This window comes from Myxosarcina sp. GI1(2024) (assembly GCF_053543375.1).
Window position 1 is genome coordinate 223,258 of sequence record NZ_JBKGTY010000006.1, and the last position, 18,379, is coordinate 241,636.

General features: G+C 43.4%; 12 protein-coding genes and 1 tRNA gene. 7 read left to right on the top strand and 6 right to left on the bottom strand.

Annotation, left to right across the window (positions count from 1 at the left end):
• The first annotated feature begins 52 nt into the window (after positions 1-52).
• Complete coding sequence (locus tag ACLFKQ_RS21340; RefSeq protein ID WP_449001743.1) at positions 53-481, top strand: hypothetical protein; 429 nt, start codon at positions 53-55, stop codon at positions 479-481.
• A 57-nt stretch (positions 482-538) separates the two neighbouring features.
• On the opposite strand, the gene ACLFKQ_RS21345 is transcribed toward ACLFKQ_RS21340, so the two are convergent.
• A complete protein-coding gene (locus ACLFKQ_RS21345) occupies positions 539-1,354 on the bottom strand; it encodes a prepilin peptidase (protein ID WP_449001744.1) in 816 nt (271 codons plus the stop codon).
• An 805-nt stretch (positions 1,355-2,159) separates the two neighbouring features.
• On the opposite strand from ACLFKQ_RS21345, the gene ACLFKQ_RS21350 reads away from it, so the two are divergent.
• The gene (locus tag ACLFKQ_RS21350; protein WP_449001745.1) at positions 2,160-3,200 is read left to right on the top strand and encodes a class I fructose-bisphosphate aldolase; all 1,041 of its coding nucleotides are present in this window, start codon (positions 2,160-2,162) and stop codon (positions 3,198-3,200) included.
• A gap of 105 nt (positions 3,201-3,305) precedes the next feature.
• On the opposite strand, the gene leuB is transcribed toward ACLFKQ_RS21350, so the two are convergent.
• Positions 3,306-4,406 carry a 3-isopropylmalate dehydrogenase gene (gene leuB / locus ACLFKQ_RS21355; RefSeq protein WP_449001746.1) on the bottom strand — a complete coding sequence of 367 codons (1,101 nt, stop codon included), beginning with the start codon at positions 4,404-4,406 and terminating at the stop codon, positions 3,306-3,308.
• Positions 4,407-4,638: 232 nt separating this feature from the next.
• Between leuB and ACLFKQ_RS21360 the strand changes: the two genes are divergently transcribed.
• Positions 4,639-5,247: a rhomboid family intramembrane serine protease gene (locus ACLFKQ_RS21360; RefSeq protein WP_449001747.1), complete on the top strand. Its 609-nt coding sequence runs from the start codon at positions 4,639-4,641 to the stop codon at positions 5,245-5,247.
• 70 nt (positions 5,248-5,317) lie between these two features.
• Here the strand turns inward: ACLFKQ_RS21360 and ppk2 are convergent, their stop codons facing one another.
• Positions 5,318-6,145 (bottom strand): polyphosphate kinase 2, encoded by an 828-nt coding sequence (gene ppk2, locus ACLFKQ_RS21365; protein ID WP_449001748.1) that lies wholly within the window; start codon positions 6,143-6,145, stop codon positions 5,318-5,320.
• A 97-nt stretch (positions 6,146-6,242) separates the two neighbouring features.
• Between ppk2 and ACLFKQ_RS21370 the strand changes: the two genes are divergently transcribed.
• Positions 6,243-7,667, top strand: a complete 1,425-nt coding sequence (locus ACLFKQ_RS21370; protein ID WP_449001749.1) for a carotenoid oxygenase family protein — start codon at positions 6,243-6,245, stop codon at positions 7,665-7,667.
• Here the strand turns inward: ACLFKQ_RS21370 and ACLFKQ_RS21375 are convergent.
• Positions 7,667-7,738 (bottom strand) — tRNA-Thr (locus ACLFKQ_RS21375). The genes ACLFKQ_RS21370 and ACLFKQ_RS21375 overlap by 1 nt on opposite strands.
• 230 nt (positions 7,739-7,968) lie before the next feature.
• Between ACLFKQ_RS21375 and ACLFKQ_RS21380 the strand changes: the two genes are divergently transcribed.
• A complete protein-coding gene (locus tag ACLFKQ_RS21380; protein ID WP_449001750.1) occupies positions 7,969-8,256 on the top strand; it encodes a DUF3493 domain-containing protein in 288 nt (95 codons plus the stop codon).
• A gap of 246 nt (positions 8,257-8,502) precedes the next feature.
• Positions 8,503-11,745, top strand: coding sequence for a carbamoyl-phosphate synthase large subunit (carB, locus tag ACLFKQ_RS21385; protein ID WP_449001751.1), 3,243 nt, complete (start codon positions 8,503-8,505; stop codon positions 11,743-11,745).
• A gap of 215 nt (positions 11,746-11,960) precedes the next feature.
• On the opposite strand, the gene ACLFKQ_RS21390 is transcribed toward carB, so the two are convergent.
• Both ACLFKQ_RS21390 and ACLFKQ_RS21395 read right to left on the bottom strand, forming a co-directional pair.
• Positions 11,961-15,113: an efflux RND transporter permease subunit gene (locus ACLFKQ_RS21390; RefSeq protein WP_449001752.1), complete on the bottom strand. Its 3,153-nt coding sequence runs from the start codon at positions 15,111-15,113 to the stop codon at positions 11,961-11,963.
• Between the two features lie 317 nt (positions 15,114-15,430).
• Positions 15,431-15,718 (bottom strand): RNA recognition motif domain-containing protein, encoded by a 288-nt coding sequence (locus tag ACLFKQ_RS21395; protein WP_449001753.1) that lies wholly within the window; start codon positions 15,716-15,718, stop codon positions 15,431-15,433.
• A 281-nt stretch (positions 15,719-15,999) separates the two neighbouring features.
• Here ACLFKQ_RS21395 and ACLFKQ_RS21400 point away from each other — a divergent pair, with 281 nt between their 5' ends.
• Positions 16,000-18,378, top strand: a complete 2,379-nt coding sequence (locus ACLFKQ_RS21400) for an ATP-dependent helicase (protein WP_449001754.1) — start codon at positions 16,000-16,002, stop codon at positions 18,376-18,378.
• The last annotated feature ends 1 nt before the right edge of the window (position 18,379 follow it).

Consider the following 18,379-nt stretch of genomic DNA (forward strand, 5'->3'; position numbering starts at 1 on the left):
CTTCTTCTATATGTCTATATGGTAGATTGAGAACCAAATAAAGATAACTAACATGGAAGCTCAACCTACCCAACTAGAAAAACTGATTAGGATGGCAGAAGACGAACTGGCAATTTTTAGTTCCGACGATCGCAAAATAGAAAGACTACGCCGCAAAATTGGACTATCAGTGTCTCTTACCCAACAAAAATCAATTAAACAAGAGTTAGACGCTCAAATGCCTGATGGTTTTCTCGGCAAACTCATTGAAGAACAACGACAAACTGTGGCTCTACCGTTTTGGGGAATTGCCGGTTTGGGTTTGCTGTTGGGAATTTCCTTTAGACAATCAGTTGACTTTCTCGCGCCCGCGATCGCCTTTCCACTGGCTATTACCATTCAAAGATGGGGCTGGCAACTGCAGGCCAAACGGCTCGTTCTTCAGACTCTAACAGAAATTGAAACTAGAACTCAACAGGCTGGGAGCGAAGAAGAAAAGTAGCAAGTGGGAAGAAATATATTTTATTGATGTTATTTATGCTTCAAAGTTAAGCCCCAATTAAAATACCAAAAACTCGTTTACGTATGCATTAACAATTGCTTCTCCCAAAAATAACGATAATACCCCTCCTAGTGCTAAATAAGGACCGAATGGCATCGGCTGTTTTTTATCGAGTAATCCTAAAATAATCGCACCACTGCCTAGTATTGCTCCGAATCCACAGGCAATAAAGCTAGAAACTAAAACATATTTCCAGCCGATCCAAGCACCAATAGTCGCCATTAGTTTACCGTCGGCATCTCCCATTGCTTCTTGCTGTAAAATAATTGTGCCCAGAACACGAATCGATTCTAATAACCAAATTCCCGTTACCGCACCAGCAACACCAAAGATTAAATTGGCGATCGCCGTTGTGCTATCTGCATCTAACCAACCAGTTACAAGTTGAAAAATTAAACCCAATACCAAACCGGACTTAGTAAGAACTCCCGGCAAAGTCATCGTGTCTAGATCGATTAAAGATAGAGATAACAACCAAGATACGAAAGTCCAGTGTCCTAAAGTTCGAACACTCAAGCCAAATCGCCAAAAAATTACTAAAAAAAGAATTCCCGTTGCCAGTTCTATCAGAGGGTAGCGAATGGAAATAGGGCTTTTGCAGTGCCAACAGCGCCCTTGCAGCCATAACCAGCCAAGTATTGGTACATTTTCCGTCTTCCCCAACCGATGGCGACATTGAGGACAGCGAGAAGGAGGATAAACTATAGATAGTCCAGCGGGTAAGCGGTAAACGACTACGTTGATAAAGCTACCGATACAAGCACCAAAGACAAACACGGTCGAAACGGACAAAGCGATCGCTAAAGTTTCCATAGTATGCCGTTAAGTAAATTTGCGCTCGGGAACAAATTCAGGTTTCCCGACTCACGGCTTAAAATTCACAATCGATCGGTGAAATTTAGCTTACTTAATATGCGATCGACAAATCATCACCAAACTCCGATAGGACTGCTATAGTGTTTCGGTTTCGATTAAGTCCATACGAATAAAACGTTCTCCAGGCAATAAGATCGGTCTTTGCCGAAATGTTAACTGGCCTTTGTAAGTCTCGCAGTCGATAATAACTCCCAGTGGTTTGGTTTGCAATTGATAATGAAAATTGCAATAAGTTTGATAAATTTTTCTAGCTGCTTTAATTAATGTGGGATCGAAAAACATAGTAGCATTTACTTCAATTTTCGCGGAACGACTTGGGCTAGTGGTGGTGTAGCTCACTGAAACCTTTCTGAATGAGACTTACTAAATCTAACCTAATTTTAGGAGCAAAAAAGGGGGAATATTGTAAATTTATATTACAAAGCCTGGGCAATACTCAGTTGTTTGGGTATTAGCAGTTAAGTATTTGCTACTAAGTATTTTTAGATATTAGTTTTTTGTCTTTCTTACAGAAGTTGAAATTAAACGCTTTCCAACATTCGATTTTAAATTTCGATAATTAATTAACCTTCGTAGGAAAGATTTTTATTTTGCCAAAGTTAGCTAATATAGAAGCATTATAGAAATAGACTTCCGTATTTACAAAAGCTAAGTTTAAGATATTATTTTGTCGATTTATTGAACAAGATTCTTAATAATTGCGGAAGTTTTGAGTAGTTTTGAAAACAGGAGCAATCGAGTTATGAGCAATTATGCTCAAGAGCTAAGAAACACTGCCCAAGCAATGATGGCTGAAGGCAAGGGTATTCTGGCAATGGATGAAAGTAATGGCACTTGCAACAAGCGATTTCAAAAATTAGGCATCGAAGCTACAGAAGAAAATCGCCGTGCTTATCGAGAGTTACTGTTGACTGCACCGAATTTGAGTAATTATATCAGCGGTGCAATTTTGTATGATGAAACGATTCGCCAGTCGACCAAAGATGGCGAATCTTTTGTTAAGGTAATGCAAAATGCCGGCACGATCCCTGGCATTAAAGTCGATACGGGAGCTAAAGATCTAGCCGCTCGCCCCAATGAAAAGGTAACAGAAGGATTAGACGGACTGCGAGATCGCATTGCCGAGTACTATCAAATTGGAGCGCGTTTTGCTAAATGGAGATCCGTAATTACCATTGGCGATGATATTCCCACCGATGGCTGCATTGAAGCTAACGCTCATGGTCTAGCTCGTTATGCAGTTTTGTGTCAAGAAGGTGGCTTAGTACCCATTGTCGAACCAGAAGTACTAATTAATGGGGATCATACTATCGAGCGTTGCTATGAAGTAACTGAAAAAACCTTACATGAGGTATTTCGTCAGCTATACGTACAGAATGCTGCTTACGACCAAATGATTTTAAAGCCTAGCATGGTTATTTCGGGTTCGGACTGTCCCCAACAGGCGGGAGTAGAAGAAGTCGCTTCCGAAACCGTTCGCTGTTTGTTAAACTGCGTGCCTGCAGCCGTACCCGGAGTTGCTTTCTTATCTGGCGGACAAAGCGAACAGAGAGCTACGGCACATCTTAACGAGATGAATGCTAAATATAGATCTCAGTTCCCTTGGCGCGTTACCTTTTCCTATGCTCGTGCGATTCAGCAACCCGCACTAAATCACTGGAAAGGCAATGAGGCTAATGTCGAAGAAGCTCAAAAACTTCTGGTAGAAAGAGCCAAACTGAATAGTGAGGCAAGTGAAGGTAATTACTCTCAAGATATGGAGAAAGAGCCTGCCTTAGTTTAGCTATCGAGCGATTCAAAACCAGATTATAAATTCTCAATAAAAAACAGGAAGGATTACAGTCCTTCCTTTTTTTACTAATAACCGAGGGCGAACAGCGCTTTGCACCTACTTCATATAGGATGCTTCTAACTCTTTAATTAAGGCTTCTGCCATACCTTTACAACCAACGGCAGTCATCCCCAATGACATGATATCTCCGGTGCGATAGCCTAAATCCAAGACTCGCGTAACGGCAGTTTCTATTCTATTGGCGGCTTGAGGTTCATTCAATCCATAGCGCAACATCATTGCCGCACTCAAAACCTGTGCCAAAGGATTAGCTTTATCTTGTCCGGCAATATCTGGTGCAGAACCATGTACGGGTTCGAAAACTCCAGGACTATCTTCAACACCCAAACTAGCGGAGGGTAACATTCCAATACTTCCAGTTAACATTGCTGCGGCATCCGAGAGAATATCGCCAAATAAGTTACCCGTAACGATAGTATCGAACTGTTTGGGAGCGCGGACTAGCTGCATCGCTGCATTATCTACATATAAATGACTGAGTTCGACATCGGGATAATTTCTACCCATTGCTTCGAGCCGATCGCGCCACAGTTGAGAGACATCAAGAACGTTGGCTTTATCTACCGAACACAGTTTACTCCGTCGTTTTCGAGCAGTTTCAAAACCAACTTGGGCAATGCGATCGATTTCGCTAGCAGTATAAGCCATTGTATTTACACCGCGCTGTTCTCCCGTCTCGGTTTCAAAAATCCCTTTGGGTTTTCCGAAATAAACACCCCCTGTAAGTTCCCGCACCACCATAATATCTACTCCTTCAACTACCTCTTGTTTGAGACTAGAAGCATCGATGAGCTGAGGTAAAATAGTTGCGGGTCGGAGGTTAGCAAATAAACCCAATCCCGATCGCAATCCTAACAAACCTGTTTCGGGTCGCTGGTGGCGGGGTAAATTATCCCACTTATAACCTCCAATTGCTGCCAACAACACCGCGTCACTACGACGACAGATAGTTAAAGTTTCTGCTGGTAATGGTTCTCCAGTTTCATCGATCGCCGCCCCGCCAATTAGGGCAGATTCAAAAACAAACTCAAGTTCGTGCTGTTTGCCGACAACCTTTAGGATCTCTACCGCCACCCCCATAATCTCCGGACCGATGCCATCGCCAGGAAGTAGGGTAATGCGGTATTGCTTGGACATAATAGTTATGGGAGTTTTCCATCGGTAGAAAAGACAACGGGATCTAATTTACCATTTAATGACAGACTTAAATTATTGTTGGATGATGAGTGGTAACCAATACAAGAGTTAAAGCTTTTTTGCTGTCGAGACTGTCTCGCTACTAGATCTACTCAACATTTGAAGAGCTCGCCCTTTGAGTGCCGAACCAAACTGCGATCGCTAAAAATTTAAAATTATTTTTTCAGACTTAATGAAATATAACAGCAAAAGAATTGCTTATACTACCTACATAATCATCGGACTAAACTTGATTTTATATGTCATAGAAATCCGACTGGGAGGCAGTACTGACATTTCTACATTAGAACGTTTGGGAGCCTTAATTCCCGAACGAGTCGAAGCTGGAGAATGGTGGCGATTGATTGGGGCTAACTTTCTTCACTATGGTTCGTTGCACTTAGCCACCAATATGCTGGCGCTTTACTTTATCGGACGTTTAGTTGAATTTAATTTGGGAGCGCGGTCTTACCTGATAATTTATTTGGCTAGCGGTATTGGCTCGATGCTGACTTTTTCTTGGCTGGCGATCGAAACCGGGATGACCAATGTATTTTTAGTCGGTGCTTCTGCTGCGATTATGGGATTAATTGGCGCGGTACTGGCTATTTCTTTACAGCTTTGGCTCCAAAACAGGAACCCTCTAAATAACAGAAGACTCAGACGAGTTATTCTTATTATTATTATTCAGTTTATTTTCGACAGTCTAATTCCTCAAATTAGTTTTCAAAGTCATTTATTTGGTTTGATTATTGGTTTTTTGGTGAGTAGTTTCTTGTTACTATTTAAACCAAAAATTTAGGATTAGCCATAGTGATCGCCTGAAAGATGCTGGTTAGTTCGATTGCACTATTTCAAGCCGTTTAAACTATTTAATATTTTGCTGGTATGAATTTTTGTGCTTCTATTGGAGGGCGATGATATTCGAATTCGTGCTCTTGGGGTGGCAATTCAAATGGGTCGGGCAAGATGTCTTGGTAGGGAATTAGGCTGAGAAGATGACTGATACAGTTAAGCCGCGCTCGTTTTTTATCATCTGCTTCCACCACATACCAAGGTGATTCGGGGATATCAGTAGCGGCAAACATATCATCTTTGGCTTTAGAATATTCTAGCCATTTTTCCCGCGATTTCAAATCCATTGGGCTAAATTTCCAGCGTTTGAGTGGATTGTTAATTCTCTCTTGGAAACGTTTTTCTTGTTCTCGATCGCTGACAGAAAACCAATATTTAATCAGGATAATACCCGAGCGCTGAATCATTAACTCGAACTGAGGACAGGAGCGCAGAAACTCGTTATATTCTTCATAGGTGCAAAAACCCATTACTCTCTCCACTCCCGCACGATTATACCAACTGCGATCGAACAGCATAATTTCACCTGCGGCTGGTAAATGGGCGACATATCTTTGAAAATACCATTGAGTTTTTTCGCGATCGCTCGGCATTCCCAAAGCAACTATTTTACAGATACGGGGATTGAGACATTCACTAATGCGCTTAATCGCGCCTCCTTTCCCAGCAGCGTCTCTCCCTTCAAAGATAACAACTACTTTTAAACCTTTTTGTTTGACCCATTCTTGAAGTTTGACTAGCTCTACTTGTAGTTTTGCAAGTTCTTTTCGATAAACTTTCTTGTCGATTTTTTGATTTTTTTGCTTATTCTTTTTTTTCTGTCCGTTAAGGATCTCTTTTTTCATAGTGTTTTTCTAGATAGGTAAAAGTTCTCACGATCGTAGCAACGTCGAAAACCGATCTCGCTTCTGACTAACTTGTTAAAATTAGATTTAAAATCCTATGGTTACAATATCTCATCCTCAAGCCTGGTCTAAAGCGATCGCTCAACCCGCAACAGAATTTGCTCTTACTCCTTTAAATGTTATCTCAGGTGCGATCCCCGTCGAATTAAAAGGAACGTTATATCGCAATGGTCCCGCACGTCTGTCTAGGGGAGGCGATCGGGTCGGACATTGGTTTGATGGAGATGGCGCAGTTTTGGCAGTTCATTTTGATGCTGGACAAGCTAGTGCTGTTTATCGCTACGTAAAAACAGAAGGATATTTGCACGAAGAAGGCCAAGATAGCTTTGTCTATCCCAACTATGGCATGACCGCACCAGGTGCGTTTTGGAATAATTGGCTCAAACCGTTAAAAAATGCAGCCAATACTTCGGTCTTGGCATTGCCCGACAAAGTTTTGGCTTTGTGGGAGGGAGGATTACCTCATGCTTTAGATTTAGAGAACTTAGCAACTCTAGGCAAGGATAATTTATCTGGTTTATCAGACAAGCAAGCTTTTTCTGCTCATCCCAAAGTAGATCCCCAGACTGGAGAAATATTTAACTTTGGCATGAGTATGGGAGTTAATGGAACGATAAACCTCTATCGTAGCGATCGCACGGGTAAAATTCAGCAACAAAATTCATTCTCTTTGACTGGTTTGCCCATAGTTCATGATTTTGTATTAGCAGGACAATATTTGGTCTTTTTTGTCTCGCCAGTGCGAGTTAATCTGATGCCAGTAACTTTAGGTCAAAGTAGCTTTAGCGATGCTGTGAAATGGCAACCTCAACTCGGCACGGAAATTTTAGTCTTCGATCGCCACACTCTAAGTTTAATCAGTAGGGGAGAAGCTGAACCCTGGTATCAATGGCATTTTACCAATGGTTATGTCGATGATGAAGGGGCAGTCGTCACCGAACTAGTGCGTTATGAAGATTTTAAAACCAATCAATATTTGCAAGAAGTAGCGACGGGTACCACGAAAACCCCCGCACCTGCAACATTGTGGCAGGTAAAAATTAACCCTCAAACCGGAGGAGTTACTCAAAATCAACAGTTACTAGCGGATCACTGCGAATTTCCTGTTTTAAACCCCGACTGCGTCGGTAAATTCTGGCGTTATACCTATCTAACCATTCAGCGCGATCCCAATTTAGTCGGTAAAGAATTATTTGGCGCGATCGCTCGTTTTGACCGTGAAACTGGTAATTTGTCTGTTGCAGACATGGGAGAAAACTGTTATGCTTCCGAACCTATATTGGTTTCAGGGTCGGATAACTCTCAGGCAGGTTGGCTATTAACGGTAGTTTACGACGGCAATGAAGACAGTAGCGAAGTGAGAATTTATCCAAGCGAGCGCTTGACCGAGGATACGAGTTGTCGTCTGGCTTTACCCAGCGTCATTCCCCACAGCTTTCACGGTACTTGGAAAAATAAATAAGCCGATGACGGGATTTGAACCTGCGACCTACTCATTACGAGTGAGTTGCTCTACCACTGAGCTACATCGGCATCCAGAAGCGTTATATAGTATATCTCACATTTTCATGGTTATGCACTTACTTATTTATTAGATAAGCCAGTCTGAGTATGATGTAGAAAGAGAAAATTTAATTACTATCTTAAATAAATCCTACTGTGTATATCTGTGTATATTTTTATCTGGCGATCGCTCACAGCAGCAATGTTTTTTCTGAGGAATAAATTTATCTTGAGGTAAGATTGTTACAATTAAGGGAAAAATGACAAATTTATCACCACAAGACCGAGAAAGAGCAAGAAAAAGCAATCTTTCTCCCGAAAAATACGCTATGCTTCAAGCTGAAGCTAAAGCTCCCTATAGAGGCTTGAGAAAATTCTTCTATTTGGCTTTTGCCGCCTCTGGCTTTATTGGTGCTTTGGTTTTTTTAGCCAAGTTAGCCGCAGGTAAAGAGGTGGCATCTAGCTTTCCAAATTTTGTGCTGCAGGTTGGATTAGTGACTTTGATGTTTTTGCTGTTTAATTGGGAGCAGAAACGAGAGCGAGATTAATGCTGCTGTATGAAAGTAGTTAGTCTACTGCTAATACTTAAGATTGTTACTCGTCGATCGCTAGTAAGTCTACTATATGCAATCTCTCAAACCTGTATCGAGACCAAGATAAAAAGATAAAAATTTATAATGTGTCGCAGCTAGAGTAAAGTTATCAAACCAAGATAAAACAACTACAGATATGGGGGTCATGAGATTATACAATTAATCTCGCTAGTAGTTAGTAAAACGAAAGATTTAAGTTTTATGCCCAGACGCGACGATCTCCACAAAATCTTACTTCTCGGTAGCGGTCCTATTATCATCGGACAAGCCTGCGAATTCGATTATTCTGGGACGCAAGCTTGTAAAGCTCTGCGAGAAGAAGGATATGAAGTAATTTTGGTTAATTCCAACCCCGCTTCGATTATGACCGATCCCGATATGGCAGACCGTACCTACATCGAGCCATTGACCCCAGAAATAGTGGAGAAAGTCATTGTCAGGGAAAAACCCGATGCCCTATTGCCGACGATGGGGGGACAGACGGCATTAAACATAGCGGTGACTCTGGCACAGAATGGCACTCTAGATAAGTACAATGTCGATTTAATCGGGGCGAAATTACCTGCAATCGAGAAAGCCGAAGATCGTCAGTTGTTTAAAGAAGCCATGGCGAAAATTGGCGTTCCCGTTTGTTCTTCCGGTATTGTAAGCAATATTGCCGAAGCAAGAGAGATCGCCGCAGAAATTGGCAGCTATCCCTTAATTATTCGTCCTGCTTATACCCTTGGAGGTACTGGTGGCGGGATTGCCTACAACCAGGAAGAATATGAAACGATGGCTCAATTTGGACTCGATGCTTCTCCCGTATCCCAAATTGTGGTGGAGAAATCCCTTCTGGGTTGGAAAGAGTACGAACTGGAAGTAATGCGAGATTTGGCAGATAACGTAGTAATTATCTGTTCGATTGAAAATATCGACCCAATGGGGGTACATACGGGAGATTCGATTACCGTCGCTCCCGCACAGACACTGACTGATAAAGAGTATCAAAGATTGCGGGATTATTCGAAAAAAATTATTCGCGAGATTGGGGTAGAAACGGGGGGCTCGAATATTCAATTTTCCGTCAACCCTCTTAATGGCGAGGTAATCGTGATTGAAATGAATCCCCGGGTTTCTCGTTCTTCGGCATTGGCTTCTAAAGCTACGGGGTTTCCCATCGCCAAATTTGCTGCCAAACTAGCAGTAGGCTACACTCTCGATGAAATTTCTAACGATATTACCCAGAAAACTCCAGCCTCTTTTGAACCGACGATCGATTACGTCGTCACTAAAATTCCCCGCTTTGCCTTTGAAAAATTCCCGGGTACCAAACCAATTCTCACCACGCAAATGAAATCGGTGGGGGAAGCAATGGCAATTGGCAGAACGTTTAATGAATCCTTTCAAAAAGCTTTGCGATCGCTAGAAACGGGACGTTATGGTTTTGGTTGCGATAAAAAGGAAACTCTACCCTCAATTCCTCAGATTAGATCGCGCCTGCGTACTCCCAACCCCGAACGGGTTTACAGTATCTATCATGGTTTGAAAATGGGAATGTCCCCCGAAGAAATTCACGAACTAACGGCGATCGATATGTGGTTTCTCGATAAGATGCAGGAGTTGGTAGAGAGCGAAAAGTTTCTCAAACGTACTGCTCTTAACAAGATTTCAGCCGAGGAAATGCGCTATGTCAAACAGCAGGGATTTAGCGATCGCCAAATTGCTTTTGCTACCAAAACTACCGAAGATGAAGTACGCAACTATCGTAAAAAGTTAGGCATTTTTCCCGTTTATAAACTAGTGGATACTTGCGCTGCTGAATTTGAAGCCTATACTCCCTATTATTATTCTACTTATGAAGAGGGAGAGTCGGAAATCACCCCTTCGGATAAACCTAAAGTAATGATTTTAGGAGGTGGTCCCAACCGGATCGGACAGGGAATTGAATTTGACTACTGTTGTTGCCATGCTGCCTTTGCCCTTTCAAAAGCGGGATACGAGACGATCATGGTCAACTCCAACCCCGAAACAGTTTCTACCGATTACGATACCAGCGATCACCTCTATTTTGAACCCCTAACTAAAGAAGACGTACTCAACATCATCGAGAACGAAAACCCAGAAGGTGTCATTATTCAGTTTGGGGGACAAACACCCCTTAAACTGGCAGTTCCCCTTCAGAAATATTTGGCAGAGACTCCAGAAACCCCAACTAAAATTTGGGGAACATCTCCAGATGCGATCGACACTGCCGAAGATCGAGAAAAATTCGAGCAAATTCTGCGGCGCTTGGAAATCGAACAACCACCCAACGGCATTGCTAGAAGTTATGCTGAATCTCTAGATATTGCCAATCGCATTAGCTATCCCGTAGTAGTTCGTCCCTCTTATGTGCTAGGGGGAAGAGCGATGGAAATTGTTTATTCCGACAACGAACTCAAACGCTATATGGACTATGCAGTTGAGGTGGAACCAGACCATCCCATTTTGATCGACAAGTTTTTAGAAAATGCGATCGAAGTTGATGTCGATGCTCTGTGCGATAAAGAAGGCAAAGTAGTAATCGGCGGCATTATGGAACATATCGAACAGGCTGGCATTCACTCGGGAGACTCGGCTTGTTCGATTCCCTATGAATCCCTTTCTGAAACAGCTGTTGCAACCATTCGAGACTGGACGCAGAAACTAGCAGACGCCTTAAATGTAATGGGCTTGATGAATATCCAATATGCCGTTCAAGGAGAACAGGTCTATATTCTCGAGGCTAATCCCCGCGCTTCCCGTACCGTTCCCTATGTCTCTAAAGCTACGGGAGTACAGCTAGCTAAACTAGCCTCTTTGGTGATGTCGGGCAAAACTCTGGCGGATTTAGGAGTTACACGGGAAACCATTCCCCAGCACATCGCCGTCAAAGAAGCTGTCTTACCTTTTAATAAATTTCCCAATAGCGATACCCTATTAGGTCCTGAAATGCGTTCTACAGGGGAAGTTATGGGAATCGATACCGATTTTGGTAAAGCTTTTGCCAAAGCCGAAATTGCTGCCGGAGTCGATTTAGCATTGTCGGGAACGGTATTTATTTCGATGAACGATCGCGACAAAGAGGCGATAGTTCCCGTAGTGAAAGATTTCATCAATCTGGGATTTAAAATCGTGGCTACTTCCGGTACGCAAAAAGTGCTCAAAGAAAACGGCATTGAAAATGTAGAAACGATCCTCAAGCTACATGAAGGTCGTCCTCACGTAGTTGATTGGATCAAAAATAAACAAATTCAATTAATTATCAATACTCCTACTGGGGAAGAATCTCAAACTGATGCCAGGTTGATTCGACGTATGGCTTTGGACTACAAGCTACCAATTGTTACTACCATCGCCGGAGCAAAAGCTACAGTTGCTGCTATTCGTTCTCTACAGTCGGAACCATTGGAAGTAAAAGCTTTGCAGGATTATATTCGTTAGCTATAAGAGTCAAATTAGCCAAACAGCACCAAAGAAATCCACGAAGCATTTAAAGTGTGGAGCTTGCCTCTGCACTCAGCCTCTAAGTCAGGCAATTTTGGAACAATAGTCTCTTTGCTTCAGGAGAGCTACTTTGCACTGCTTGATTGAAGTGAACGGATTTATTGGCGATTGCGGCAATCAAGATTACTTGGTAGCTGAGATTATCCCCAGAATCATTTGTAAGATAGTTTCCCGTGGAGCAACACATAAAAACAGGGAATGATAAACAGGGTCAAAAAAGTCGCTAATGCTAAACCTGAAAAGACGACAATTCCCAATGGCTGTAAGAATTCTGCTCCTTCTCCAATCCCTAAAGCTAGAGGGAACATGCCTAAAACTGTAGTGAGCGTAGTCATCAAAATCGGTCGTAGTCTGGCGGTTGCTGCCTGCAAAATTGCCGTAGCGCGATCGCAGTATCGTTCTTTTCGTAGTTGGTTGGCAAGTTCCACCATCACGATCGCATTGTTGACCACAATTCCCACTAACAGAACCGCACCTACCAAGACGGTGGCACCGACAGCGGTACCAGTCAGATAAAGCCCAAAGATTCCACCGGCTAAAGCTAAAGGTACGGTAAACAAAATCACCACAGGATCGATTAGGGAATTATACTGTACTGCCATCACCACAAACACGAGGAAAACTGCCAAACCTCCCAAGATACCAAGTGAGCTTTGCACTTGTTGACTGGAGTTAGCCGCGTAGCTGGGTAAAATACTAATGCCAGTTGGTAGTTCGATCTCGGCAATGATTGACTGTAATTCAGCCATCGCTTCACTTAAGATAGCTCCTTCGGTAAACTCACCGGTAATAATAAAAACATTGCGCTGATTGATTCGCTGAATTTCTCCTGGTGCTTTGGCTAGAACCAAGGTAGCTACGTCCTGTAATCTAATCGTACCGCCTCGCTCGGTAAGCACGGGTAATTGCTTTAACTCAGCAATTGACTTTTGGGAATTCTCATTCAGGCGAACTCGGACATCCACTAAGCGGTCATCCCTTTGCAGTCGAGTAGCAACGGTACCGCCAATTGCCGTTTGCACCGTCGCACCTAAGTCGGGTACGGTTAACCCCAAGTCGGCTAAACGGGTTACGTCCGGAATCACCTGTACTTCCGGTTGTCGGGGATCGTTACGGGTACGATAGCGAGCCATAGTAGCACGATTATCTAAAACTGATAAAATCTCATTGCCCGTTCGTTCGAGCAAATCGAGGTTGGCTCCCTGTAAAATTAAATCGATATCTTCATCTATTGGCGAGTTACTTAGAGTTAATCCCCTGACGGATTCGGGAAAAACAACCAAGCGAGTATCTACTAGATTTAGCTGTTGAAATTCAGCTTCGACTCTTTCTAAATAGGCTTCAACATCGCTATTGGGTTGGAGAGTAATGGTACCAGAACTACGCAAAGGATTATCAATGGTGCTGCCGCCAAATAAAAAACCTCCAGTGGCAGTAAATACGTATTCTGTTTCTGGCTGACCCATTAAAATCTCGTCTACCGCTTTCATCACGCGTTGATTGGTTGCTAAATTAGTTCCTGGAGGAAAACTAGCGTAGATCTGTGCCTGTCCCGTATCGATTGAAGGTAAAATTTCCTGAGGAAGTTGTTGTAGCATTCCGTAGCTGCCACTTCCAAGAATTACAACAGCTAACGATATAACTATTAAGCGATGGTGAATTACTTTTTTGAGCAGGCGATGATAATTGTTAGTTACCCCCTTAAAGGCGCGATCGAACCAGACTAAAAAGGGAAATTTGTTAATTTTGCTGGTGCGTTTAATCCCTAATAAGCGGGAGGCTAACATGGGAACCACAGTCAAAGCCAACAGCAAAGAAGCAGCGATCGCAAAACTGATGGTTAAAATTAATTCTTGAAATAACAAAGAAAACAAGCCACCAATTAACAAAAAAGGCAAAACTGCAACCAAATTGGTGGCAGTAGATGCTACTAATGCCGATTCCACTTCCTGACTTGCTTCGATCGCCTCAGAGAGGTAGTTGCTGTTTTCTAGAGAACTAAATTGTGCTCTGCGGTCTTTAAATCTCAACGCAATGTTTTCTAACATGACAATCGAGTTATCGACCACAATACCAACTCCTAATGCCAATCCGCCCAAACTAAAAATATTAATCGACAAGCCAAAGAGCTTCATCAGGATAATGGCGGTAAAAGTCGCTAGGGGAATAGCCACCGCAACGATAAATGTCTGGCGCAGCGAACCTAAAAATAGCAATACGGCGATCGCTGCTAATACCGTTCCGGTTAATCCCGCACCGATGAGATTGGCGATCGAACTACGAATAAATCTCGATTCATCTTTGGTAGTTATTAACTGCATATTTGCAGGAATCGCGCCTAGGGATGCCATACTAGCGAGTTTAGCTTCGATCGCTTCGGTAACGCCGATCGTATTAGCTTCGGGTTGTTTTTGAATGCTAACTTTCACCGCAGGCTCACCATTTAAAGTAACAAATACTCGCCGTTCGGCAGTGCCATCGGTAACTCGCGCTACATCTCTTAGATAAACCACTCGACTAGCACCTGCTTGGTCTTCATTAGGTAAATTCAGGGTCAGGTTGCGCAGATCTTCAATGCTTTGCCACCTTCCTGCAGTCCTAATTAGAGGTTCGCCAGTTTCTCCTTGTAGCCTCCCTCCGGCAATATCGCGATCGCCAGTGCTTAAAGCCTCTTCTACAGTATTAAAACCAATCCCCAATGCTTGCAATCTTGCTAAATCTACATCGATGCCAATTTCCTCTGTCAGCCCCCCCGCTACTTCTACCGAGGCAACCCCTGGAATCAAATTTAACTCCCGAGCTAATTCTTCTTCGGCAAATATTCTCAGTGCTAAATCATCTAATGAGGTTGATTCTACGGCAAATTCATAAATTGGTTGTTCGGAAGGAGAAGACTTAGATACACTGGCATTTTCCACCAAATCGGGTAAGATGCGATCGCGATTGCGGTTAAAAATTGCCGTAGCATCTGCTAGGGCGCGATCGATATCTTTTCCTGGTTGAAAATAAAGATCGATGCGGACGCTACCTTCTCGAGTGCGAGAAAACATTTGTTCTATCCCCTCAGTAGCACTCAAAGCTTCCTCTAGAGGTTTGGTCACTTCCTCGAGTGCCACCTCGGCAACAACTCCAGGAACATCGACCCGCACACCAATACGAGGATAGGTAATGCTAGGCAAGAGATCTACCTGTAGCCTGAAAATAAATCCCACCCCTACCACGATCGCTGCCAATGCAACCATCATAGTTCCGATGTGACGCTGAATAGCGATGCCACTGATAGAAACGGAGGTGGTTGATTTCATCGATCTCTCAAGTTAATTGCGCTCGGCAATTCGATTTTAACGTCAATAAAGCCCAATCTTCGTATTGAAGACTGGGCTTTATTTTGAGTCTGTTGACGATAGGCTTGAACCAGTTAGACGATCGGCTAAGCAAGCTTAGCTACTTTACTAGATTTTTGTTAGCTTCTCATAGGAAAAATTTCAAATTTCCAGAGGACGAGAAACGAGAAAAAGATTTTTTGCTAAGTAAGCTAGTATATGCTCGAGGGGCTTTGTCTTTCTTAGAACGAGAACGTTAATGACTATTAGGTCTCAGGTAAAGGTTTACCTTTGCTAGTTTAAAAACGGAAGTTTCTACGTCCGCCTCCTCCAGAACTCCTGGGTTCGCGGGGTCTAGCTTTATTAACCTTTAAGGAACGCCCCATCCATTCAGCACCATCGAGAGCGGCAATTGCAGCAGTTTCTTCGTCCTCCGTTCCCATTTCGACGAAGCCAAAACCGCGTTTGCGACCCGTTTCGCGGTCTGTAGGAAGATGAACCCGCTTAACCGTACCATATTCGGCAAAGACCTCATTAAGGTCATCCTGGGTAATCTCGTAGTTGAGATTGCCTACATAAATTGACATCTATTGTCTCCTCAATTGAATTAACGTGTGGAGAGACAAGATTGCGAAGAAAAGCCTATCAATACTATATGGAAAAACCTATCAATACTAATCAAACTCGATCGCCGATCTTAATTCTCGCTAATAATACTAGCATCTTTTACAAAACTCGCAGCACAGTTTTAAAACCATTAAACAAACGATGTTAGATAGGGCGATCGCACGTTATATTGAGATAAATTAGGTCGTGTACTGACTTGGTTTGCCGCCTATAGCCAGTAGTTAATTTGTTTTTTCCCGAGATGTCGTTTAATTTAGACCAGACCGTTAGCGAGCGTGCTAGTAGTTCTCTAGATTCCTCCGAATTACTTCAGTGGCGAGCAAATCAGCTGCTAAGTCTGCGCAACAGTTTGCGGAGCGGACAGCAAAGTCTAGCAGATTGGCAGGGAGGATTCATGGCTGTTTCTGCCGTACCTGGTGCGGGGAAGTCTCACAGTCTGGCAGTGGCTGCGGCAATTGCTATTGCCAAACATCAGTTACACAGCCGCAAGCAGTTGGTCATCGTAACCTATACTCGTTCGGCAGCAGCGAGTATTAAAACTAAGATTCGAGAACGTCTCAAAGAATTATTGTTACCCCCTAGTGGTTTTGTCGTCTATACCCTGCATGGTTTGGCATTAAACATTGCTAATTCTCACAAAGAGCTTGCCAATCTAGATTTAGATAAAGTTAATTTGGTCGCTCCCACGATGGGACATCGTCTAATTAGAAGTTCGGTAGAAAGATGGCTGGCGAGATATCCCCAACAGTATCGGGTGTTGCTTGAAGGAGTGCAGTTTGATGGCGAAGAAACCGAGCGGTTGCGCCGTCAGTCGGTATTGCGGACCGAAGTATTACCTAGTTTGACTTACACCGTAGTTAGAGAAGCAAAAAGTTCGGGGTTGTTACCAGAAGATGTACGGCAGTTGAGCCAAACTGCCAGGGATGACTATCAAATTTTGGCGATCGCCGCAGGTATCTATGCCGAGTATCAACAGGCGATGCAGTCTCAGGATCTAATCGACTATGACGATATGATCCTGGCAGCACTGAGAGTTCTAGCTTACGAGCCAATGCGATCGCTGTGGCAGGAGCGTGTCTTTGCGGTATTTGAAGACGAAGCCCAAGATTCTAGCCCCTTACAGGAAAAGTTAATCTCGATTTTGGCAGGAGATCCCACCAATTCCAATGGGGCGCCAAATTTAGTTAGAGTTGGCGATCCCAACCAGGCGATCAACTCTACCTTTACTCCTGCCGATCCCCTTTACTTTAACTGGTTTTGTCAAACCTGCGAGGGACAGGGAAGTTTGGCGACTATGGATCGAGCCGGACGCAGCAGTCCAATTATTATCGATGCGGCTAACTTCGTCTTGCACTTCGTCAATCAACAGCAACTCAAAAAAGTTTCGCTCCAAGATCCTACTGCCAAGCAACCAACTGACCTGCAACTACCGTTTCGTTCCCAGGATATTAAGCCAGTTGCCATTGACGATCCCCAACCGGAAGCCAATCCCCAACCGACGGGAAAAGGTTTAGAAATTTATCATCCCGATGATATTTATCAAACAGTAGAATTAATCGGCAAACGGGCGATCGCTTTGTTTGAGCAACATCCAGAGAGAAACATGGCTATTCTAGTTCGAGAGAATCGTCAGGGGCGTTTTTTAGCAACGGAATTGGCTTATTTGCAACGGGAGCATCAATTAAAAATTTATGAAGTGGGAGAAACCGAAAGACATTCCCAAATACCTGCCGAAATTCTCCAGTTGCTACAGTTTATCGATCGCCCCCACTCTCCAGACAATCTCAAAGCTGCCTTAGAAGTATTAACCGAACGGGGTTTAATACCCACTCAAGACCTCAATGCTCTAGCTACCTATCCCGAAAAGTTTCTCTATCCTACTCCCCTCGACCCTCAGCCCAAAAGAGAAGTCGCTGAAATCCGTCAGTTTTGCTGCGATTTACTCCACGCTCGTTTAGAACTACCCCACTATCAACTAATTCCCTATCTGGGAATGAGATTAAACTATACGGGTTCGGAATTAGCAACGGTACAAAAGCTATCGGAAAAAGTAAACCAGCAAATAGTCGGACGAAGTTCCCTGCAAACTACCATTCAAGCCTTAGAAGAGATCGTTGCCTCGGAAAAATTTGAAGGGGTAGAGGAAGACAATGACGATCGCTATACCCGTAGCGGTCAACTGACGATTATTACCATGCACAAAGCCAAAGGATTAGACTGGGACTACGTGTTTCTACCTTTTCTACATCTCGACGTACTCCCCGGTCAACCTTGGGTTCCTACTGGAGCCAAGTTTTTAGGCAATTTTACCCTTTCAGAAGTCGCCCGCGCTCAAATTCGCGCCGCAGTTCACGGACAGTATATCGACGACCCAGTTAATATTCCCCAACCAACCACAGCTTGGAAAGAAGCTAACCAACTCAAACAAGCCGAAGAATTCCGCCTACTCTATGTTGCCATGACCAGAGCTAAACGCTTGCTGTGGATGTCTGCCGCTCAATTAGGACCGTTTCGCTGGAGCGTCTTCCGTCCCGACCGACCGGCTAACCTGCAACAAAAACAACCCTGTCCCATTTTACCTGCATTAGAGCGTAAATTTCCTCAGTCGGTTATAAATTAGG